Origin of the sequence: Paenibacillus algorifonticola, from assembly GCF_050481745.1 — a bacterium.
Taxonomy (GTDB): Bacteria; Bacillota; Bacilli; order Paenibacillales; family Paenibacillaceae; genus Pristimantibacillus; species Pristimantibacillus algorifonticola_A.
The window spans coordinates 69,612-89,851 of sequence record NZ_JBCNGR010000031.1; the positions used below are offsets into that span (position 1 = coordinate 69,612).

General features: G+C 50.8%; 17 protein-coding genes. 8 read left to right on the forward strand and 9 right to left on the reverse strand.

Features of this window, described 5'->3' with window-relative positions:
• Positions 1–9: 9 nt before the first annotated feature.
• Positions 10–1,794 carry a M3 family oligoendopeptidase gene (locus ABEW34_RS22840; protein WP_430161686.1) on the reverse strand — a complete coding sequence of 595 codons (1,785 nt, stop codon included), beginning with the start codon at positions 1,792–1,794 and terminating at the stop codon, positions 10–12.
• Positions 1,795–2,135: 341 nt separating this feature from the next.
• Between ABEW34_RS22840 and ABEW34_RS22845 the strand changes: the two genes are divergently transcribed.
• On the forward strand, positions 2,136–2,336 hold the full coding sequence (locus tag ABEW34_RS22845) for a YycC family protein (RefSeq protein WP_430161688.1): 201 nt from the start codon (positions 2,136–2,138) through the stop codon (positions 2,334–2,336).
• Entirely contained in the window at positions 2,333–2,575 is a 243-nt protein-coding gene (locus ABEW34_RS22850) for a hypothetical protein (RefSeq protein ID WP_099519088.1), read from the forward strand. Before ABEW34_RS22845 ends, ABEW34_RS22850 begins: the two co-directional genes overlap by 4 nt.
• Before the next feature lie 187 nt (positions 2,576–2,762).
• On the opposite strand, the gene ABEW34_RS22855 is transcribed toward ABEW34_RS22850, so the two are convergent.
• The 3 genes from ABEW34_RS22855 to ABEW34_RS22865 form a co-directional block, all read right to left on the reverse strand.
• A complete protein-coding gene (locus ABEW34_RS22855) occupies positions 2,763–3,470 on the reverse strand; it encodes a DUF2225 domain-containing protein (RefSeq protein WP_430161690.1) in 708 nt (235 codons plus the stop codon).
• 14 nt (positions 3,471–3,484) lie between these two features.
• Positions 3,485–3,865: a globin gene (locus tag ABEW34_RS22860; RefSeq protein ID WP_430161692.1), complete on the reverse strand. Its 381-nt coding sequence runs from the start codon at positions 3,863–3,865 to the stop codon at positions 3,485–3,487.
• Positions 3,866–4,070: 205 nt separating this feature from the next.
• Positions 4,071–4,958 carry a LysR family transcriptional regulator gene (locus ABEW34_RS22865; RefSeq protein ID WP_430161694.1) on the reverse strand — a complete coding sequence of 296 codons (888 nt, stop codon included), beginning with the start codon at positions 4,956–4,958 and terminating at the stop codon, positions 4,071–4,073.
• Between the two features lie 120 nt (positions 4,959–5,078).
• On the opposite strand from ABEW34_RS22865, the gene ABEW34_RS22870 reads away from it, so the two are divergent.
• Positions 5,079–6,464 (forward strand): MFS transporter, encoded by a 1,386-nt coding sequence (locus tag ABEW34_RS22870; protein WP_430161696.1) that lies wholly within the window; start codon positions 5,079–5,081, stop codon positions 6,462–6,464.
• A 111-nt stretch (positions 6,465–6,575) separates the two neighbouring features.
• Here ABEW34_RS22870 and ABEW34_RS22875 read toward each other — a convergent pair whose 3' ends face one another.
• From ABEW34_RS22875 to ABEW34_RS22890, 4 genes are all read right to left on the reverse strand, one after another.
• On the reverse strand, positions 6,576–8,090 hold the full coding sequence (locus ABEW34_RS22875) for a DUF3502 domain-containing protein (protein WP_430161698.1): 1,515 nt from the start codon (positions 8,088–8,090) through the stop codon (positions 6,576–6,578).
• A gap of 115 nt (positions 8,091–8,205) precedes the next feature.
• The gene (locus ABEW34_RS22880; protein WP_430161700.1) at positions 8,206–9,090 is read right to left on the reverse strand and encodes a carbohydrate ABC transporter permease; all 885 of its coding nucleotides are present in this window, start codon (positions 9,088–9,090) and stop codon (positions 8,206–8,208) included.
• 12 nt (positions 9,091–9,102) lie between these two features.
• Positions 9,103–10,059: an ABC transporter permease gene (locus ABEW34_RS22885; protein WP_056041257.1), complete on the reverse strand. Its 957-nt coding sequence runs from the start codon at positions 10,057–10,059 to the stop codon at positions 9,103–9,105.
• Positions 10,060–10,335: 276 nt separating this feature from the next.
• The gene (locus tag ABEW34_RS22890) at positions 10,336–12,594 is read right to left on the reverse strand and encodes a helix-turn-helix domain-containing protein (protein WP_430161702.1); all 2,259 of its coding nucleotides are present in this window, start codon (positions 12,592–12,594) and stop codon (positions 10,336–10,338) included.
• Between the two features lie 198 nt (positions 12,595–12,792).
• Here ABEW34_RS22890 and ABEW34_RS22895 point away from each other — a divergent pair, with 198 nt between their 5' ends.
• Entirely contained in the window at positions 12,793–14,361 is a 1,569-nt protein-coding gene (locus ABEW34_RS22895; RefSeq protein ID WP_430161704.1) for a glycoside hydrolase family 43 protein, read from the forward strand.
• Between the two features lie 16 nt (positions 14,362–14,377).
• Positions 14,378–15,799 carry a glycoside hydrolase family 28 protein gene (locus ABEW34_RS22900; protein WP_430161706.1) on the forward strand — a complete coding sequence of 474 codons (1,422 nt, stop codon included), beginning with the start codon at positions 14,378–14,380 and terminating at the stop codon, positions 15,797–15,799.
• A 50-nt stretch (positions 15,800–15,849) separates the two neighbouring features.
• Here ABEW34_RS22900 and ABEW34_RS22905 read toward each other — a convergent pair whose 3' ends face one another.
• Positions 15,850–16,731 (reverse strand): AraC family transcriptional regulator, encoded by an 882-nt coding sequence (locus ABEW34_RS22905; protein ID WP_430161708.1) that lies wholly within the window; start codon positions 16,729–16,731, stop codon positions 15,850–15,852.
• Between the two features lie 85 nt (positions 16,732–16,816).
• Here ABEW34_RS22905 and ABEW34_RS22910 point away from each other — a divergent pair, with 85 nt between their 5' ends.
• Genes ABEW34_RS22910 through ABEW34_RS22920 form a run of 3 tightly spaced genes read left to right on the forward strand, consistent with a single transcriptional unit; the run spans position 16,817 to position 19,928 of the window.
• Positions 16,817–17,707, forward strand: coding sequence for a pectinesterase family protein (locus tag ABEW34_RS22910; protein ID WP_430161710.1), 891 nt, complete (start codon positions 16,817–16,819; stop codon positions 17,705–17,707).
• A gap of 33 nt (positions 17,708–17,740) precedes the next feature.
• Positions 17,741–18,847: a dienelactone hydrolase family protein gene (locus ABEW34_RS22915; RefSeq protein ID WP_430161712.1), complete on the forward strand. Its 1,107-nt coding sequence runs from the start codon at positions 17,741–17,743 to the stop codon at positions 18,845–18,847.
• Positions 18,804–19,928, forward strand: a complete 1,125-nt coding sequence (locus ABEW34_RS22920) for a glycoside hydrolase family 88/105 protein (RefSeq protein ID WP_430161714.1) — start codon at positions 18,804–18,806, stop codon at positions 19,926–19,928. The genes ABEW34_RS22915 and ABEW34_RS22920 overlap by 44 nt, the downstream gene beginning before the upstream one ends.
• Positions 19,929–20,240: the final 312 nt, after the last annotated feature.

Sequence of the window (20,240 nt, forward strand, 5' to 3'; positions counted from 1 at the left end):
CGATCTATGTTATTCCTCTGTCATCTCCAAGAACAGCTTTACATCGGCAGTCGTCAAAGCGACCGCTTCACGCCAGAAATCCGGCTCCTCCAAGTTGACGCCCAAATGCTTTTGTGCCAAATCCTCAACCGTCATACGGCCGGTATCTTGCAGCAGCGCCACGTAGCGGTCAGCAAAAGCTGCTCCTTCCTTCACTGCCCGTGCGTAAATGCCCGCGCTGAACAAGTAGCCGAACGTATACGGGAAGTTGTAGAAAGGCACATCTGTGAAGTAGAAATGCAGCTTCGAGGCCCAGAACAGCGGATGCACCTGTCCGAATGCGCCGCAGAACGCTTCACGCTGCGCTTCCTCCATCAGCTTGTTGAGCTCCTCTACGGTCAGCATGCCTTCGGCACGACGCTCATAGAAACGCGTCTCGAATAAAAACCGCGCATGGATATCCATGAAAAAGGACACCGCGCTGCTCAATTTTTCTTCCAGCAGAGCGATTTTCTCATCTTTGTCCGCAGCAGCCTTGAGCGCCGAATCCGATACGATCAGCTCTGCGAACGTTGAGGCTGTTTCTGCTACATTCATCGCATATTCCTGCGAATAGGCTGGCAAATCATTCATGACATGCTGATGGTAAGCATGTCCAAGCTCATGCGCGAGTGTCGACACATTCGATGCCGTACCCGAATACGTCATAAAAATTCTTGTCTCTTTGCTTTTCGGCAAAGAAGTACAGAAGCCTCCAGGACGTTTGCCTGGACGATCCTCGACCTCGATCCATTGGTCTACAAATGCTTTTTCTGAAAAAGCGGCCAGCTCCGGGCTGAACTTCGCAAACTGCTCTAAAATTTGCGCCGCGCCCTCGTCATAGCTGACAACCTTCTCCGCCGTACCGATGGACGCATACATGTCGTGCCAATCCATTTGCTCGACACCAAGCAGCTTCGCTTTGCGCTGCATATATTTAACCAGCTCCGGCTTGCCCTCGTTGATCGCCGACCACATAGCCCCGATCGTCTTCTCGCTCATCCGGTTCATTTGCAGCGGTTCCTTGAGCGCTGAGTCCCAGCCCCGCTTGCCATACAATTTCAGGCGGAAGCCGGAAATCCGGTTCAAGGCGTCTGCGCACAGATCGGCCTGCTCGCCCCATTCCCGTTCCCACTCGGCAAAAGCCGCCTGCCGCACCGCGCGGTCGCTAGCTGACAGCTTATTAAACATCTGTCCTGCCGAAAGCTCCCGCTTCTCGCCATCTGCATCGACATCCATAAATTTCGCTCGCGATACGACGAGATTGTACAAATCTCCCCAGCCATGATAGCCGTCCACCGCCATATCTTCGATTAAAGACTCCAGCTCCGGAGAAAGCTTCTCCTTCGCCTGCTCGCGGCGCTCCGTCAAGCTGAATGCAATCTCAGCCGCTGGCCCCTCGCTGATCCACGCTGCCCAGCTGGCATCGTCCACACTCCGCAGCACATTATCGTAGCGCGTCAGCGCGCCCTGAAAAGCCGCATTCAATGTTTTAATGCGATCATTCAGAGCAGTTGCCGCCTTGTCCTTCATATTTTGCGCGGTCAAGCAAGCTACGAATGAATCCGACTGGCGCATCCGCAGCAAAATCGACTGTACAAGCTCCGTTGCCTTGTTTAAAAATGCGGCTCCCTCCTGTGGTGCTGCAAGCAGCTCCTCAAGCTCCAATAGTTCCTGCTGCACCGCAGCCAGCTCCGCTGCAAAAGCCTCCGAGCTCGCTCCTCCTGCATAAATCGAGTCCAAATTCCATGTTAATGAATAATGACCAACTGACATTCGTCTATCTCCTCTCCTTGCCCAATCTTCCTTAACGACTAAATCAACCAAGGTGAAACGGCTATCGTCGTCCTTTGGTGGCGCAGCGCGTTTCAGTCCGAGAAATATAGAGAAAGGATGAGAAAATCAAATACTTTCCTATATTTCAAGCGTAAACGGCTGAAGCCGTCCTTCGGCGGCAAAGCTGTCGTTTCAAGGGTGAAATATAAGCCTATTGATAGGTGTGAAACTTATAAATGCTCATATTTCATTAAAAACCGCCCGTAAGATTCGCTTTTCATTTGCGCATTCTTCGGAGGCGGTGTATAACTTAATTATATACAGATTGGAGGATTTCTACCATGTCCCAGCCTTTACAAATTTCAGCGGATACCGCAATCAAGCTGTCCAAGCAGCTCGGCATCCCGATTGAGCACTTAATGCATATGCCAAAACATATTTTGCTGCAAAAGCTCGGTGAGCTCGCCAAAGCCGAAGCTGAGGCTAACACAGCCGCTGCGAACCCATCAGAAGATGAAGCTTCAGGAGACAAGCCTGAATGATTCCGTTTGAGAACACCTGGCCCTACGACATTATGATGAATGACATCTATGTACATGATTGCCCGTTTTGCCAGGCCAGCAATGTGCTAATCCCGATTCGTCCCAAGGAAATCCCGCTCATCCAGCAAGGCAAAAAAAAGCTGCTGGTCTTTCCCTGCTGCCACAACCGAGTAACGATCATCGATGTAGATGGCGACTATTTGCTGGCAACCGAGCGCTTGCGCAAGCTGGGCGGCTAACTCGTTAGCGTGGACAGGCCCTATCACATGTCCGATGAATCCTGCTCCCGTTCAACTAATGGAACCCTCGGGCAATTAGCCGCTGGCCTCATAGCAAAAACAAGAAGCTTCCACACCCGCTGCTTACAGCGGAAATGCGGAAGCTTCTTCATTCGTTCCAGACTGCTTCATGCTTGCTTGAAGCGTATTATGCAGATGTCAGCTCGCCCTGCGGCTCTTGCTCCAGCATTCTGCTCGTTTCCTGCTCCTCGCGAATGAGCTGCCATTGCTCGCGGCTCGCCCTTATCATCGCGGCATCCATAATGCGCTTGTCATTGACGATGCGCGAGAACCAGCGAACAGCCTCAACGCGTTCGCCAATGCGTCTGTTCAGCTCGCCAATCAAATACATCAGCTTGGCGCCATTGAGCTCTGCGCCTTCCCCTTCAAAAACTTTCACATATGCTTGCAGCGCAAATCTCAGAAACCGCTGCTCCTCGGCGTGGTTGCCCTCATAGCGGTACAACCATGCAATGTGATGCAATATGCCAGCGATCACACGCGGGGATTCGCCCACCGATTGAGCCGACAACAGCGCCAGCTTGTACGTCGCCATAGCCTGCTGCAGCGTGCGCTCGCCGCTAAACTCACGAGTCACCCAGCGCGAGCCGACATTTTCATAATAGCTCATCTTCTGTTTATCGCTAAGCCGTTCTGTGCCATTCTCTGTCGACGCGTAGCCGCAGGTTGGACATACGCGAACGACATAATAATCGGGATTTATATCCGCTTTATAATAACCGCAGAAGTCTGTGTCTGACTTCACCGCTTTCTTAAAACTAGGACGCACGCGCGAGGTCATAAAGCTTGTCTCACAGCAAATGCATTGTACTTTCGTTTCGTATAGCGGTTCCATACAGACCACATCTCCTATTCTGGTGTGTTTACAAAATGATGGGCAGGTCCTGATAGTCTTTCAATTACAAATTGTCTCAGCTCGTCTTCAATGCCTACTTCCTGAAGTGCTCTATTCATGCAATCCAGCCAAGCTTCGGCACGCTCAGGCGTAATCTCGAATGGCATATGCCGTGCACGCATCATCGGATGCCCGAAAGCATCGGAAAACAGCGTCGGCCCTCCAAAAAACTGGGTGAGAAACATATGCTGCTTCTCCATAACCGGATTAATATCTTCCGGAAACAATGGACCGAGAAGGGGGTGAGCCTGCACCTTCGGATAAAATGCTTCCACAATAAGTCTTAAAGACCTATCTCCTCCAAGCGCTTCATAGAGGCTTATATTCCTATTCATCGTCATTTTCAGCTCCAATTTGTAGGTATTTAGTATTATATCACAGAAAAATTTGGCTGTCTCAACAATTTCGCCTTGTATCACCTTCATTCTGGACTATTAGTCCCAGTTCATACTGGGCCATAAGACTATTATAATATAAATAGGCCTGCTTTTATTTTGTTTTCCCCCTCTAAAAACGGCGAATTCGTGATTATTCATCTGATCAAATCGTCTGTGCAGACAGCCCCCGAAAGTACTCGATAACAACCTCGCGGAATTCCAATGCAGCCCGGGAAAGGTACCGAGTCCTGTGCCGCAATAAAGCGATCTCCCGTACCAATTCGTGATTTTCTACTTGAAGATATTTGATAGCCTCCCGTGAATTCCTTGCCGTGCTGGGTATGAAGGCGATGCCAATCTCGGCTTCCACGAGTGCGCTTAGCCTTGCAGGTTCATTGCCCTCATACACATACGATGGGGCAAATCCAACCGATTCGCATACCGAGTCCACTAAATCTCTAGTTCCATAACCTTTTTTCACACCGACGAACGATTCATTCCTTAGCTCTATTAAGGATATGCTGCTTCGGTCTGCCAGCCGATGCCCCAATGGAACCGCTACGAGGATCGGGTCCATGAACACGATTTCACATTCAATGTCACCTCCATCTATAGGAGGGGACGACAAGCAAAAATCGACCTCTCCTCTATGCAGAAGCATAACCATTTCCTGCGTAGTCAGCATTTGCACATGGAATTGAAGATTGGGCCGCTTTTTTCGGAACTCGCGCAGGATATGGGGCAGCGTACTTGCGGCCGTCACCGCTAATTTCAAGGCGCCATGCTCCGGGCTGGATAAATCGCTAAGCTCCTGCCTCCCTTGCTCCAATTCAAATAAAGCCCTTTCTGCACGCTGAAGAAACCTGTTTCCGTATTCATTGAGCCGCAGCTTCCTTCCGACTCGATCGAACAAAGGGACCCCCAGATTTTCCTCCAAGCGTTGAATCGTTTTGCTTAATGACGATTGAGTAACGTGCAAGCTTTGGGCTGCTTCGGTCATATGTTCCAATCGAGCTACCGTAATAAAATATTGCAATTGAAGAAGTTCCATTTCCGCCCTCCATTCATTCACTCATTCCTTAAAGTGAATGAAATCATAACATAAAATGCATTGGAATGAATAAGAAATTTCAAGTACGATGGCAATAATACATGTTGGGGGTGACCAAAAATGAATGTTCGCAACAGATGGTTGTTGATCTCCGTTGGACTGGGTGTGCTTTTGAACCCATTAAATTCTTCAATGATTGCTGTTGCTATCGCAAGGCTGCAAGATGTGTACCGCCTTGCATTTACAGATGTTTCATGGATTATATTTGTGTTCTACATTGCGAGTGCTGTCGCTCAGCCTGTCATGGGAAAAGCCAGCGATTTATTCGGTCGCAAGAAGATATTTCTTACGGGGCTTGTTGTAGCCTTCATTGCTTCTTTATTAGCTCCATTATCGCAAAGCTTTGGGCTGCTCATTGTGTTTCGCATTGTACAAGCAATCGGAACAAGCATGATGGTTGCGGTTGGCATGGCCATTGTACGGATTCATATTACGGAGAAACAAGCGACTGCGCTGTCCGTTATGTCTATATTCCTTTCAGGAGCAGCGGCAATCGGCCCCTTTATTGGCGGAGTCCTGATTCACTGGTGGGATTGGCATGCGATTTTCTTCGTCAATATTCCGTTCGTAGTAGCAAGCTTTCTATTAGCTTGGAGGACGATTCCAAATGACCAGCCGCCAACAACCGTTACACAGAACATGTCCTTCCGTAAATGGTTTGCTTTGATGGATGCGCCGGGAATTGTGCTCTTCACAGCAGGTCTAGTTGCGCTGCTCGTTGGCTTGCTATCAGCAAAATCAGTAGGGCACGTCTCCGCTTGGAATGTCATTGCCTTGCTTGCAGGACTTACGCTGCTGGTCGCTTTCGTACGACACGAGCTAAAGGCAGCATCACCTTTTATTCCTTTACGCGCATTCGCCAAATATCCTGCGATGACTTGGGTCAATGTCCAATTTATGCTCGTTAACCTGCTTTTTTACTCTGTCTTTTTCGGGCTTCCATCCTACTTGCAAATGGTGCGCCAAATCAATGAATTCCATACGGGCATCCTCATGCTAAGCTTGGGTTTATGCTCGCTCGTCGTTTCTCCAATAGCAGGACGATGGATCGATAAATCAGGTCCTCGCCCCGCCTTGCTAGTATCTGGAATACTGATGGCACTGGGATCCATTTGGATCGTGACCTTGAATGCTTCTTCACCAGTTATTAGTGTGTGTTTCGCTTTAGCCGCATTCGGTGTTAGCAATGGATTGAATAATGTCGGCATGCAAGCCGCTTTGTTCCAAAGCTCTCCAAAAGAAATCATTGGTGTAGCTTCCGGGTTATTTAATACATCAAGATATTTGGGGACCATTCTCTCATCCTTACTGATAAGCATCGTAATGGGAGGTACGTTCAACGCCAGGGGATTTCAAGTGCTTGGCATTATCCTTACGGTAGTTGCAATTTCCTTGGTATTCATGAATCGGCGGCGCTTGGAGTCAGGGCAGCTGGCAAGTCCATAAAACAGGCTGCACATAAAAAAGGCGGTACAGCGCTTGGGTAAGCAGCTGTACCGCCTTTCTCTTTCCTAACTCGCCTCGCACTGTGCGACTGCTTCCCTAGGACAGACTGCCTTACGGCTTGGCAGCGTACCATGCGGAAAATTGCTTCTGGTATTCCGCCATGTATTTGTCAAAGCCTGCGGCCTTCAGCTTATCCAATGCTTTCGGGAAATACGTATCGTAGTCCAGGAATCCGCTGGCTATTGGCGACAACAGCTCCGAGAATACGCCATTGATTTTGGTTTCCTCGTTTTTAACTGGCGTATTATCGAAGTTGAAGCCTGCACCCTTCGAAATAATCGCATCATCGTCCCATGCTTTATACTGGGCAATAAAGTCTTCTGGAACCGTATTGTCGAAACGCATAAAGTTTTTATTCATCAGCAGCCAATCCGGTATAAGCGAATCGGTAGTGGTGCGTGTCAGTCTGCCGTTCTCATCAAGCGTATAGTCCTTATCCTTGATGCCATACGCGAACAAATCGTACAGCTCCTGATTTTTCTGAAGCAAATTGAAGAACATCACATAACGTTCGGGATCAGCAGCATTAGCCGATACAAACCATGCGGTGCTATACGTGCCACGGCTAATCTTTGGCAGATCCTTGCTCAAAAAATAGTTGGCAAGCTTCGCTGTCGGAACAGCCTGCGTTATCGAAGCCGCGCCTTCAAACGGACGCGCTGCTGTTCCAGCCCAGAACATCGCCTTGCCGGAGTTCCAATCGGATTGCAATTGAGGCAGATTAGTCGCTGCATATTTAGGAATAATACCCTTCTGGTACCAGCCCTTCATGATCGCGGCATACGCTTTGAACTCCTCGCTTTCAAACCAGCTGATCACTTTGTCATCCTTGGCCGATTCATCAATAGCGAGCATATCATTTTGCCAGAACAAATTTTTGTCCGTATATTCGTACATCAGCAATCTGCGGGCGTCTGTGCTTGCAAAACCAATCAGCTCAGGATGCTTCGCATGGACTTTGTCATAAAATTGCTCCAGCTCCGCCAACGATGAAAGGCTGGTCATTCCAACCTCCTCCAGCAAATCCTGGCGCGCCAGCACGCTGTAGAACTCCCCCGAGTTCGGCTTATTGCCTACCGGAACTGCATACTGCTTGCCGTTAAGCTGGAAGGCCGTAAAGGAATTGTCATCAATCGATTTCTTCAGATCGCCAGCCGCTTGTTCCATAAATGGCGTCAGATCGGTATAAAGTCCTTTTGCTACGGACTTAACCATATAATTCGTATCCGTATAGGTTGCAAAATCTTCGCCGGTTGACAGCATCAAATCGGTTTTCCCGCCGCCGTATTCTGTCCAGGGCAGAAACTGAAATTCAATGTCGGCGTTGATTTCTTTTTTGATCAGATCCTTAAATTCTGCTTTGGAAAGCTCCTTCATGCGGCTGGACTCGTCGCCGTAAAGGACGATTTTGAGCTTGGCCGGCTTAAGCCCGGTGCCAGCGCTTTCATTATTTGTGCCATTAGCAGGCGATGCAGATTCATTCCCGTTATTGCTTCCCGTGCCGCAGGCGGTGACAAGCAGCAGCGCTGCCAAGAGCAGAGCTGACCATACGCGTTTCTTTACCATGTGTGAACCCTCCTGTATTGTTTTTATGCTTGTATATTGTTCAATGGCAGCATGGACGCTGATCTAATATAAAGGAATTCGTCCATCATACCATGTACAACCGCAAAAAGCCGTATCAGCCCTTGACGGAACCGACGATAATTCCCCTTACGAAATAACGCTGGAGGAACGGATACAAAATCGCGATCGGCAGCACGGTCAGACAGGTCATCGCCATCTTGGCCGTCTCCAGAGGAGGGGCAATGATAGCGCCGCCAATTTGCGCGCTGTTTCCAGAAGCCAAATATTGAATGTTAGCCATCATGTTGTACATCATGTATTGGATCGTATACAGCCTCTCCTCCGAAACAAGCAGCAGCGGCAAGTAGAAATCATTCCAGAACTGCAGCGCATAAAATAAGGAGATCGTCACAAGACCAACCTGTCCAAGCGGCAGCATAATACGGAAAAAGATATGAATATGGCCCGCACCGTCGATTTGAGCGGATTCGATAATTTCATGCGGAATGCTTTTGAAATAATTGGCTTGCAAATACATAAGAAACACGTTGAGCAAGTAAGGAACGAACAGACCAGCAAGCGTATTGTCCAGATGATAATATTTCGTAGCTAAAATATACCAAGGCAGCGTGCCGCCACTGAACAGCATCGTAAAATAAGCCATAAAGGCGAAAAAGTTGCGATAGCGGAAGCCCTTCACCGATATAACGTAGGCGTAGGCTGTTGTAACGAGCACGGCGGACGCTGTGCCGAGTACCGTAACGACTGCAGACGTCAAATACGCTTGCAAAATTTGCTCCGCCTTCGAGCCAAACATAAAGGCATACGTGTCTAGGCTGAAGCCCCGAGGCAGGAAGGAATAACCTTCCGCTGCGAGCCTCGACTCTGTCGAGAATGAGCCTGAGACGGCCATTACGAACGGAATCAGGCAAATAAGGGCGAATAGGCTGATGCCGGCATAAAAAAAGATAATGAGCGTTTTGTTTTCTTGATTAGCCATATCACATGTCTCCTAAAATAGTTTGCTTTCCTTGTCGTACCATCCAGCCAGCTTGTTTGCGATCAGCACGAGCAGAAACCCGAAGACGGACTGATACAGCGTAATAGCTGAAGCGAAGCCGAATTCGCCGGAGCGGATGGCTGTACGGTATACATACACGTCGATAATGTCGGTAGTCGGCAGCAGCAGCGGGTTCAGGAAGGTTACGCCCATAATCATGCTGAGATCGCCCTTGAGCATTCCCCCGATGCCAAGCAAAGTAAGCAGGATGATCGACGGTATTAGCAGAGGCAGCGTAATGCGCGTAATTAGCTGTATGCGCGAGGCGCCATCTATTCGCGCGGCCTCATAATAAGAAGGATCGATGCCTTGCAGCACCGCATAATAAATGATGGCGCCATAGCCTGCACTTTTCCAAATATTAGCAAGTACGAGCACAACTACGAACAGCCACGGATTGGAGTACCAGTCAACGGGCTGCATACCTACTGCCTCGAGCAGGCGGTTCATAACCCCCTTGTCAAAGTCGAGGAAGGAAAACAATATCGCCCCAATGACGATCCAGGAAATAAAATAAGGAAAAAACATGACGCTTTGCGTAATTTTGATAAAAAGCTTGCCTCTCAGCTCATTCAGCACGATCGCGATGGCTACTGAGAAAAACGTACCCGTAAGCATGTACAATACGTTCAGCATGACGGTATTGCGTGTGGCGCGGATCGCATTGTCCATGCTTGAGAAGAAAAATTCAAAGTTTGCGAAGCCTGCCCAAGGGCTGCCGAATATGCCGCCGTTGAAATTGTAGTTTTTGAATACGAGTATGAGCCCGCTCATGGGCAGATAGGCGAATAGTACAAGTACAATAACGCCAGGCAGCGCAAGCAGAAACAGCGAGCTGTCATTGCGCAGCGACTTGAACCGTCGCCTTCCGCCTGCTGCTTTGCTAAGCTGAATAGCTTCGTCTGACATGATGTTTCACTCCCTCTGGTTTTAGTTTCGGTCTGTGGGTCCACTATAGCCCCGCCCAAAATGAAAGCGCAATCACAAATAAATGAAAACGCTTAAACAGTGCGAAATGAGCAGGCTTAAAAAAAGTGAAATCCCTTAAAAAATAAAAAAAGGCCCTGGAAATGCGGCTTTTCAGGGTAGATAGCAAGGCTAAAATAGAAAAAGCGTCCCTTCCTCAATTGAGGAAGGGACGCTTTATATGCTCCCTTTTTCCGTTTGCTCGCCCTGCCATAATCTTCAGTTTTCCTTCTGCAAAATATAATTCAGGCGCCATTTGGATGGCGTTACGCCATAGCGTTTTTTGAATAGCGTTGTAAAATAGGTGCTGCTGTTATAGCCTGATTTTTCAGCAATTTCGCGGATGTCGAGTTCAAGCTCAGCAATGAGGAGGCTTCGGGCATGCTCCAATCTAACCAGATTGACGAAATCGGGAAAGCTGCTGCCCGTCGCTTCTGTAATCAGGCGGCTCAAGTAAGGCGGACTAATCGTCAGCTTCTCTGCAAGACCGTTCAAGGAAAGCGTCTGGTCACCGAAATGGCTGCGGATATACACGATGGCTTCACTAGCCAAATTGCGGGTTTGTACCGTATTTACTTCATTCAGCTTCCCATATGCCTCAGCACACAGCTGCTCCAGCCATGCTCGCAGCTCCGTGTAGCTTCGCATACGCCAGATGCGCTGATAATGATCCAGGAAATCCGTATGCCGCGGCAGGCTTTCGGCAAGACCGGTTTCCGCTATTTTCTGAAGGTCTGAAGCCAGTCTGGACAACGCAACCGTCGCCTGCTCTACTTTGTAGCTGCATGCGACTGCAAGCAAACGCTCGACCGCTTTCGGCAGCAGCTCGCGCTCCTGGCTTCTGACCGCTTGAAGCACAAATTCAAGCGTGCTGTCAGGAACGGAGCTGCTGTTCAAATGAATGATGTCATCTGCAAAGCTGAGAGATAAATGCTCATGCAGCTTAATATATTGAAGGCTGTTGCTGGCTTCGTCATACATTTGCTTCAGCTGCAAGGAATCGGCAGATAGACGGCTTATGCCAATGGTGCATGCAGCCCCATCCCACTGCCTTATGGAGCCATATAACTGTTCCCATCGTTCGCGGAACGTCACATAATCTCCAAAGCTGCCGTTCTCCGTCTCGCTGACAATGAGAACAGCGGCTTCATGATGCGGGAAGAAGCCGCGGCAGGTGCCCGTTCCAGCAAACAGCTGCTCAGTCAGCTCTGGCAAACCGCGGATATGCTCTCTCCACCTTGTCGCAGGCAGGCTGCTATCTCCGCTGGACAAACCGATATGGAGCACAGCCACGCAAAATGTCCCATTGTCACGTGTCTGATTAATCGGCGGCAGTGCAGAAGGCACATGCTCGTCAGCCCGGTAAGGCGACGTTAGCCAGCGCAGCAGCGCGCTGTCTTCATTTTCCTGCTTGAGCGCCTTGACTCGATTCCCAATTTTCTCAAGCTCCCGGTTCGCTTCATCAAAACCGCCACCATGCGGGAAAGCAAGCCGATCGTCGGACAAATTGCGTATCGTCCCAAACAATGTTCCGATTGGCTTATACATGCGATAGGACACAAAGGCAGCAATAGCTGAAGCAGCAGCGATCAGCACAAGACAAAGCCCGACCATTAGATTGCGGGCGCTTGCAATGTCGCGGACGCTGTTTTTATAGGAGGTTTCCGAAATAAACCACAGCCCTCCATTTTGCGACTGATGATACGTAATCAGTTTTTTGTCCCCGCCGTCTGTTTTCCATACAAGCGTGCCCTCCTTGCTTTGTACAGACACAATTTGCTGCAGCAGCCTGCTATCGAACGCTTCCTCCGAAGAGTTGCTCTGCATGAGCACAATGCGGTCTGCATTTAGAACCGCATAGCGTGTATCTCCTTCATTGCTATTAAATAAGTTTTCCTGCAGCTTTCTCAGGTTGATCGTCATCGCGATCGCACCATTATATTCGCTGCTGCTGAAAGCTCGATCGTTATAAAAAGTAGTCATCATCGTTTCGCTTTGCCCATTATTCAGCGTCGCATTCCAGACAAACGGGGATTGCCTGATTTCGCTGTCCCGAACCCGCTCGAACAGCTCCTGCTTTGCAGCCTTACTAAGCGGATTGTTCTCGAACATCATAACGGGAGCGCCCGATCCCAAAATATAAGCGTTTTCAATAAAATTATTGATCGTCAGCGTGCCGCGAATTTGGCTAAGCGCACTATACAGCTGCTCGCTCCAACTGTTGTCTCCGCTCTGCATAACGGTATAAATGTTCGGATTATGGTAAAAGTCCATCGTGTAATTTTGCACCATGTCCATATATTTCATAAATACCGTCTCTGTATTGAGGAGGACGGACTCGTTCGCTTTATTGACATTGTCTATCGTTTTTTCCCGGAACCAGAAAAACAGTACCGTGGACAGAACGAGCACTGAGCAAATCGAAATCAGCGCTAAGCTCATAAAAAAACGGACTTGCAGTTGCTTCTCTCCTGCCATCGCTATCGCCCCTTTATAGTTTCCACTATACACATTTCTTCAAGGAATGTTAACTGCCCTATCAGCTGAAACTAGCTCAACTACGACAAGAATATATAAAAAATATAAAATTGAGCATGAAAGCTTCAAGATTATGATGTTTTTTTGATCTATACTTGTATGGGCTTACATTTTATTTTCTGCTAGGAGGCAAAGCGCATGCGCACATTCCAAAACCCTGTTCTACCCGGCTTTTATCCCGATCCGTCAGCGATACGCGTCGGAGAAGACTATTATTTGGTTACATCTAGCTTTGAGTTTTTCCCCGGAGTTCCGATTTTTCACAGCAAGGATCTCGTCAATTGGCGGCAAATCGGACATGTGCTTGATCGTCCTTCCCAGCTCAATTTGGATGCAATTGCTCCATCAAGGGGCATTTGGGCGCCAACGCTGCGTTATCATAACGGGACCTATTATATGATTACGACTTTTGTAGACAACGACAAGGAATGCCATAACTTCTATGTCACCGCAACCGATCCCGCCGGAAGCTGGTCGGACCCCGTATGGCTGGAGGATGCGCCGGGCATAGACCCCTCCTTGTTTTTTGATGAAGACGGCAAGGTTTATTATACCGGGAACCGCTTCCCCCCAGAAGGCCAGCTTTATCCGAAGCATATGGACATTTGGCTGCAAGAGCTGGATTTGGAGAGCGGGAAGCTGGTCGGACCGAAGACGAGCATCTGGCAAGGCGCACTGAAGGTGGCTCACGCCCAAGAAGGCCCTCACGTGTACAAAATCGGCAGCTGGTACTACTTGCTGATTGCTGAGGGAGGGACCGGCCATACCCATGCGATTACGATTGCGCGCAGCGAATCGGTGGCTGGCCCCTATGAGGGCTATAAGGGCAATCCGATTCTCACACATCGCCATCTGGGCCGCAGCTATCCGATCGTCAATGTCGGCCATGGCGAGCTGATTGAAACCCAGCATGGGGACTGGTGGATGCTGTGTCTCGCCTCCAGACCTTATGGCGGCTATTACCGCAATTTGGGACGTGAAACGTTCCTAGTGCCCGTTGTATGGGAGCGGGAATGGCCGGTCGTCAATCCAGGCAAAGGAATGATAGAGCTGGAGGCTCTGGCTCCAAGCTTGCCGGAGACGCTATGGCCGCAGCTGCCGGCGCGCGATGACTTCGACCAGCCGGAGCTATCGCCGATCTGGAATTTTATTCGCACCCCGCGCAGCGATTTCTGGAGTCTCACAGAAAATCCGGGCTCATTGCGCCTTAAGCTGAAGCCGGACTCCATCGCTGCTGACAGCAACCCTGCCTTCGTTGGACGCAGACAGCAGCATATGAATTTCCGTGCTCAGACCACCATGAACTTTGCACCAGAGCAAGCTGGCGATGTCGCCGGCATCGTCCTGCTGCAAAATGCCGACTTCCAGTTCCGCGCAGAATACGGCAGCTATGAAGGGATCAAGGAAATCCGCCTTACCGAGCGGAGGCAAGGGGAAGAAACCGTGCTCGCCGCCATTCCTTACAGTGGAAGCCATCTGGAATTGAAGGCCGAGGCGCATGGCCAAAGCTACAGCTTCTGCTGGCGAGAAGCTGGGTCGCCAAATTGGCAGCCGCTTGGCGAAGCAGCAGATGGTACGCTACTCAGTACCGATAAGGCCGGAGGTTTTACGGGCGCCTATATGGGGATGTATGCTGCCTGCACCCATGCAGATCGCACACATTTTGCGGATTTCGACTGGTTCAGCTACGAACCGATTGCAGATTAGGCAGGAGGCTTGACGAATGGATACTACGGAAAAGATGCGATATCCGCTTCCGGCCTTGCCGACTATTCCAGACAGAAGCTTCCTCGTAACGGAATTTGGAGCTGCGCCGGGCAGCCTGACGCTGTGTACTGCATCGTTTCAGCAGGCGATCGACGCCTGCTCCGCAGCGGGAGGCGGCCGGGTGATCATTCCACCTGGCCTATGGCGGACAGGGCCGCTGCGTCTGCATAGCCGAATCGAGCTTCATGCGCAGCAAGGCGCACTGGTTATGTTTGAGCCAAAGGCTGACCTGTACCCGCTGGTGGCCTCGCATTTTGAGGGACAATCGGCTGTTCGCTGCCAAGCGCCGCTTGATGGCGAGAATCTGGAAGACATCGCGATTTCGGGTGAAGGCATTTTCGATGGGGGCGGACAGGGCTGGCGTCCGGTCAAGCGCTTTAAGCTGACGAATGAGCAATGGAATGGACTGCTTCAATCCGGCGGGGCTGTTAATGAGGAAGGCGATATGTGGTGGCCGTCGCTTGAGGCGATGGAAGGAGAAGCACTTGCTCATGGGCTGCACCAGCGTGGTGTGACGACTTGCGAGGCGTATTTGCCAGCAAGAGCCTATCTCCGTCCCACCTTGCTTAGTCTGCGCGGCTGCTCCAGGGTAAGGCTTGATGGGCCAACGTTTCAAAATTCCCCGGCTTGGTGCTTGCACCTGTATAACTGTGAGCAGGTAACGATCCGGCGGCTGAACGTGCGCAACCCTTGGCATTCCCAAAATGGGGACGGCCTTGATCTGGAATCCTGCCGCCACTCGCTCATCGAGCATTGCACCTTCGACGTTGGCGATGACGCCATATGCTTGAAGTCGGGCAAGGGCGAGGAGGCCAGAAGGCGGGCACTGCCCTGCGAATTCGTAACGATTCGGCATTGCACCGTCTACCATGGCCATGGCGGCATCGTAATCGGAAGCGAGATGTCCGGCGGCGTCAAAGCCGTATATGCCTCTGACTGCCAGTTCATCAGCACGGATATTGGCTTGCGCTTCAAAAGCGTGCGCGGCCGCGGCGGCGTAGTTGAAGATATTGTCATGGAAAGAATTCAAATGGCGGATATTGTGCGCGAGGCCATTTCGTTTCATTTCTTTTATGCCGGGGTGGAAGGCTCGGAGGGCTGCGATGAGCAGCTTTTTGAGGTGACTGAGGAAACGCCCGTCTTCCGCAATATTACACTGCGCGAGCTGACCTGCCACGGAGCTGCAACAGCTTTGCTCATAAACGGGCTTCCCGAGCTGCCGCTAAGCGGCTTAACCGTTGAGGGGCTGGAGGCAACAGCTGTTAACGGGGTAATTGCCCGCTATGCCGATCATTTAAAGCTGGAGAAATTGAAGCTGCATACGTCAACGCTCCCCGAGGTTCAGCTGTATCAATGTAACCATTCGATCGTTGAGTAGCATTGGCGTAAAAAAGGACGGTAATAGAAGCTCGCAGGCAAGCACCTCCCTTAAAAAGGCTGATGCGGCGGAGCTTGTCCGTTTTTTGCCTGCCTGCGGTACTCCATCGGCGTGAGTCCGGTCGCTTTTTTAAACGTCTTATTGAAATGGGATAAATGCTCGAAGCCTACAGCTAATGCGATTTCCTGAATTTTCTGGCGGGAGCCGCCAAGCAGCTGCTGCGCTTCACGAACCCTGATGTGAATAATGTATTCTCGAAAGCGGAAGCCGGTGAGCTTATGAAAAATTCGGCTGAGATAGGAGCTGCTCAAATAAAAATGCTTCGCCGTATCCTCCAGCGTCACGGCTTCACGATAATGCTCGCGCACGTAAGTCGCGATTTCAGACACTTTATTATGCAGCGAGTAACGAGAAGGATTTGACCGACTTGCCGTATTCTCGAAGCGGCCTAGCAAAATGATCAGCTCCGCCAGCAAGGATAGGCAATAGGATTCGTAATAAGGCTTTTCCTGCCGGCTTTCATCCAGCATTTTGTTAAGGATGCGTTCCATTTCCCCCTGCTCGCGCAGCGAAAGCGGGAAGACGCGAAACCCTCGTCCATGAGGCAGCAGCTCCAGCTTTTGCAGAGCCTGCGGCAAAATGACAGGGTCATAATTAATGAGTATTCGCTCAAATTCCGCTACCTCGGAGCTGGCCGTCGCATGAATTTCATGCCCGGCAATCATAATAAGCTCGCCTTTATGCACGGTAACCACCTGCCCGTCCACAAAATAGACACGCTCGCCATTCAGCAGGTAGTACAGCTCGACCGATGCATGGCTGTGTGGACGAGGCATCGCGGTGGCGCCTTTGCGCTTCATATGCTGAATGCTCAGCTTGCCGTCTTCCATATGATATTTCGGATTGAGGCTGTCGGACGCAGACGCGGTCATGGGCATTCCTCCGTATGGATGCAAGGTTCAATATAATACCCCCCATTATAGATAAAACTTCGCTTATTTGAAAGGAGCGCTCGCTATGCTGATTACCGTATCCAAAGAAGACCATGCTGAATACAGCCGCTTGCAGGCAGCCATTGACTCTATTCCGGCAGAATTTGCCGAAGCGGTCACGATTCGCATCAGGCCGGGAATCTATGAGGAAAAGATCACGATTCCAGCCACTGCCCCGCCTATTCTACTGCTCGGGGAAGACAGTGAGAAAACGATTATTACATGGTCAGACAATGCCCATACGCTGGGACCGGACGGGGAGCCGCTCGGAACGTTTCGTTCGGGCACTTTAAATGTATGGGCAGAAGCATTCACAGCGGAAAATGTGACGATTCGCAACGCCTCGGGGCCCGGCACAGGCCAGGCTGTAGCCGCGTTCGTCGATGCCGATCAAGCTGTATTCCGCCGCGTCAGGCTGCTGGGCGATCAGGATACGCTGTATACGGGCAAAGGCAAGCAATATTACAGCGAGTGCTACATTGAAGGCGATGTCGATTATATTTTCGGGGCAGCGACGGCCGTATTTGAAAGCTGCCACTTGCATAACAAACGCTCCCGAGGCTATATTACAGCCGCCTCGACACCCGAGGATGCCGCGTTCGGCTATGTATTCCTCGACTGCAAAATTACCGGAGCCGCAGGAGTTGAGGACGTTTATTTAGGCAGGCCATGGCGGCCCTATGCCCATGTTGCATTCATCCGCACATCGATAGACGGCTCGATCACACCTGAAGGCTGGCATAACTGGGGGCAGCCGGATCGTGAGGCTACAAGCCGCTATGAGGAGTTTGGCAGCTTTGGCGAAGGTGCAGCTGCGGGAGCTCGCGTTTCTTGGTCCAGGCAGCTTGAAGCAGACGAAGCGGCCAACTATCGCATCATTGCCATCCTTGATGGCTGGCATCCGGAAGGCTACTGACCAATAGGACGATTAAAGAGGGAGGGCAACAGCATGTCCTTAAAGCTTGAGTATTATTTGCAATCGCTTGTACAGCAGGCAGCTGCTAATAGACAGTCCACCCGTGCTGCTGCGAATCCCGAGCAGCGCCGGGAAATAGTTAGGGCTTCGTTTGGACAGCTGCTTGGCCATTACGCTCCGAACGAGCATCAGCCTCTGGAGCCATGCTTGTTGGAACGAACACCATGCGATGGCTATATACGGGAACGTGTGGAGATCGCCACAGTCGACGGGCTGCGGATGGCCATATATGTGCTGCTGCCGGATAATCCCGCGACCCAGCCCGCTCCGGCTGTCATTGCCTGCCACGGTCACGGATACGGCAGCCGGGAAATCGTCGGACTTGCCCCGGATGGCTCGGAACGCTCTGGCGCCCCGGGCTTGCATAAAGATTTTGCCATAGCGCTTGTAAAAGAAGGGTATGTGGTCGCAGCTCCTGAGCTGCTCGGCTTCGGTGACCGCAGGCTGGATGAGGATAAGGCCGCAGACTCGCCTGCAAAAAACTCCTGCTTCATGATAGCTGCGCATTTGCTGCTTACGGGGCGCACACTTGCAGGCTTGCGCGTCTATGAGACTTCGAGAGTCATTGACTATTTGCAGCAGCGCGGCGATGTGGATTCCAATAACATCGCCATCATGGGCATTTCCGGCGGCGGTCTTGTTGCGGGCTTTACGGCCGCTTTGGACGACAGAATCCGCTGCGCCGTAGTCAGCGGTTATGCAAGCCTGTTTGCGGACAGCATTTTGGCACGCAATCACTGTCTGGACAATTATATTCCGGGCGTGCTGCTGGAAGCGGAAATGCCTGAGCTGCTCGGACTCATTGCGCCGCGCGGTCTTTTTCTGGAAGCAGGAGCTGTGGACCACTTATTCCCGCAGCAGTCTGCACGGCAGGCATACGCCGAGCTGCGCAGCATATATAGCACCGCCGGGTCTCCAGATGCTGTGCAAGCTGTCTTTTTTGATGGGGGACATGAAATTCACGGAGAAGCTGCTTACGCCTGGCTGCGAACTCAGCTGCTGGCGCAAACGACAATTGCAGGAGGGGATCATAACGATGACGGAGCAACAACAGGTTCATTTGACAGGATGGGCGGTTAAAATAGCCGAAACCATCATGAGCCAATGCGACTCGGACGGCTTGCACCACTATCCAATGGAGCGTTGGGCCTATGTTCCCGGCATGCTGCTGATGGCGATGGCCCGTGCGGGCATTCAACTGAACGATAAGCGCTATTATCATTTCATGCAGCTCCATATGGATCACTATATCGCAGCAGACGGAACGATACGCTCCTATACGCTGGAGGAATACAACCTGGATCAGATCAACCAGGGCAAAAATTTATTTTTTCAATATGAGAACACGGGTGAAAAACGCTACTCGAAAGCCGCCGATACACTGGCTGCCCAATTGATTAGCCAGCCCCGCACCTCCGAGGGCGGCTTTTGGCATAAGAAAGTATACCCATTCCAAATGTGGCTCGACGGGCTGTATATGGCTTCCCCTTTTCTGGCGGAATATGCGAAAGTGTTTGACCGTCCGGAGCTGCTGAATGAGGTCGCGCATCAACTGCTGCTTGTCGAGCGCAAAACCCGCGACAAGCGCACGGGGCTGCTGTATCACGGCTGGGATGAATCCGGGGAGCAGGAATGGGCAGACTCGCATACCGGCTTGTCTTCGCATTTTTGGAGCCGGGCGATGGGCTGGTATGCGATGGCTTTGGTCGATTGTCTGGAGCATTTCCCGATTGATCATCCGAAACGCGGTACGATTATCGGCATTTTTCAGCGGATGTGCCTTGCGCTTGTTGACGTGCAGGATAAAGACAGCGGCTTATGGTATCAGGTGCTTGATCAAGGCAAGCGTAAAGGCAATTATTTGGAGGCGACAGGTTCGATCATGTTCGTCTACGCGATGGCTAAAGGCTTGCGTCTACGTTATCTGGAGTCCGGCTTGCGTGATGCCATGCTGAAAGGGTACGAAGGGATTATCCGCCATTTGGTCACGGAGGATAGCCAAGGCGTCCACCTTCATCAAATTTGCCATGGTGCGGGGCTCAGCAAAGATCGCAATGGCTCCTTCGAGTATTACATTTCTGAGGCGGTCGTATCTGACCATTATATGGGTATAGGCCCCTTGCTGCTTGTCTCGCTTGAAGTTGAACGTTATTTGGAGTAAGCCTGCCTGGATCGGTTTTACACCCACGCCGCCTTCAAAGTTGAGCTGCAGCCCATAGCTGTATAATCCGTTATATGAAAAAAGGCCCGCATATACCTATGCGGGCTTTGTAAAAGGATTAGGTTTAATTTAGTGGTAGCCTTCGTAGTCCTCTTCTCCTGGTGCTGTAAGCGATTCCCTAATTACATAGACGAAAGCACAGACGAGGATGCCAGCGATTATACTCATTCTCATCACTCCAAGCATTCAAAGGTAATTCCATTGTACCATAAAATAATCCCGCGTCTACCCTTTTTGCAAGCGTTTTCTTTC

What these genes read in the sequence shown, in the direction of transcription:
- ABEW34_RS22840 (WP_430161686.1), bottom strand. Translation starts at nt 1,794, where the DNA reads ATGTCAGTTGGTCATTATTCATTAACATGGAATTTGGACTCGATTTAT.
- ABEW34_RS22845 (WP_430161688.1), top strand. Translation starts at nt 2,136, where the DNA reads ATGTCCCAGCCTTTACAAATTTCAGCGGATACCGCAATCAAGCTGTCC.
- ABEW34_RS22850 (WP_099519088.1), top strand. Translation starts at nt 2,333, where the DNA reads ATGATTCCGTTTGAGAACACCTGGCCCTACGACATTATGATGAATGAC.
- ABEW34_RS22855 (WP_430161690.1), bottom strand. Translation starts at nt 3,470, where the DNA reads ATGGAACCGCTATACGAAACGAAAGTACAATGCATTTGCTGTGAGACA.
- ABEW34_RS22860 (WP_430161692.1), bottom strand. Translation starts at nt 3,865, where the DNA reads ATGAATAGGAATATAAGCCTCTATGAAGCGCTTGGAGGAGATAGGTCT.
- ABEW34_RS22865 (WP_430161694.1), bottom strand. Translation starts at nt 4,958, where the DNA reads ATGGAACTTCTTCAATTGCAATATTTTATTACGGTAGCTCGATTGGAA.
- ABEW34_RS22870 (WP_430161696.1), top strand. Translation starts at nt 5,079, where the DNA reads ATGAATGTTCGCAACAGATGGTTGTTGATCTCCGTTGGACTGGGTGTG.
- ABEW34_RS22875 (WP_430161698.1), bottom strand. Translation starts at nt 8,090, where the DNA reads ATGGTAAAGAAACGCGTATGGTCAGCTCTGCTCTTGGCAGCGCTGCTG.
- ABEW34_RS22880 (WP_430161700.1), bottom strand. Translation starts at nt 9,090, where the DNA reads ATGGCTAATCAAGAAAACAAAACGCTCATTATCTTTTTTTATGCCGGC.
- ABEW34_RS22885 (WP_056041257.1), bottom strand. Translation starts at nt 10,059, where the DNA reads ATGTCAGACGAAGCTATTCAGCTTAGCAAAGCAGCAGGCGGAAGGCGA.
- ABEW34_RS22890 (WP_430161702.1), bottom strand. Translation starts at nt 12,594, where the DNA reads ATGGCAGGAGAGAAGCAACTGCAAGTCCGTTTTTTTATGAGCTTAGCG.
- ABEW34_RS22895 (WP_430161704.1), top strand. Translation starts at nt 12,793, where the DNA reads ATGCGCACATTCCAAAACCCTGTTCTACCCGGCTTTTATCCCGATCCG.
- ABEW34_RS22900 (WP_430161706.1), top strand. Translation starts at nt 14,378, where the DNA reads ATGGATACTACGGAAAAGATGCGATATCCGCTTCCGGCCTTGCCGACT.
- ABEW34_RS22905 (WP_430161708.1), bottom strand. Translation starts at nt 16,731, where the DNA reads ATGACCGCGTCTGCGTCCGACAGCCTCAATCCGAAATATCATATGGAA.
- ABEW34_RS22910 (WP_430161710.1), top strand. Translation starts at nt 16,817, where the DNA reads ATGCTGATTACCGTATCCAAAGAAGACCATGCTGAATACAGCCGCTTG.
- ABEW34_RS22915 (WP_430161712.1), top strand. Translation starts at nt 17,741, where the DNA reads ATGTCCTTAAAGCTTGAGTATTATTTGCAATCGCTTGTACAGCAGGCA.
- ABEW34_RS22920 (WP_430161714.1), top strand. Translation starts at nt 18,804, where the DNA reads ATGACGGAGCAACAACAGGTTCATTTGACAGGATGGGCGGTTAAAATA.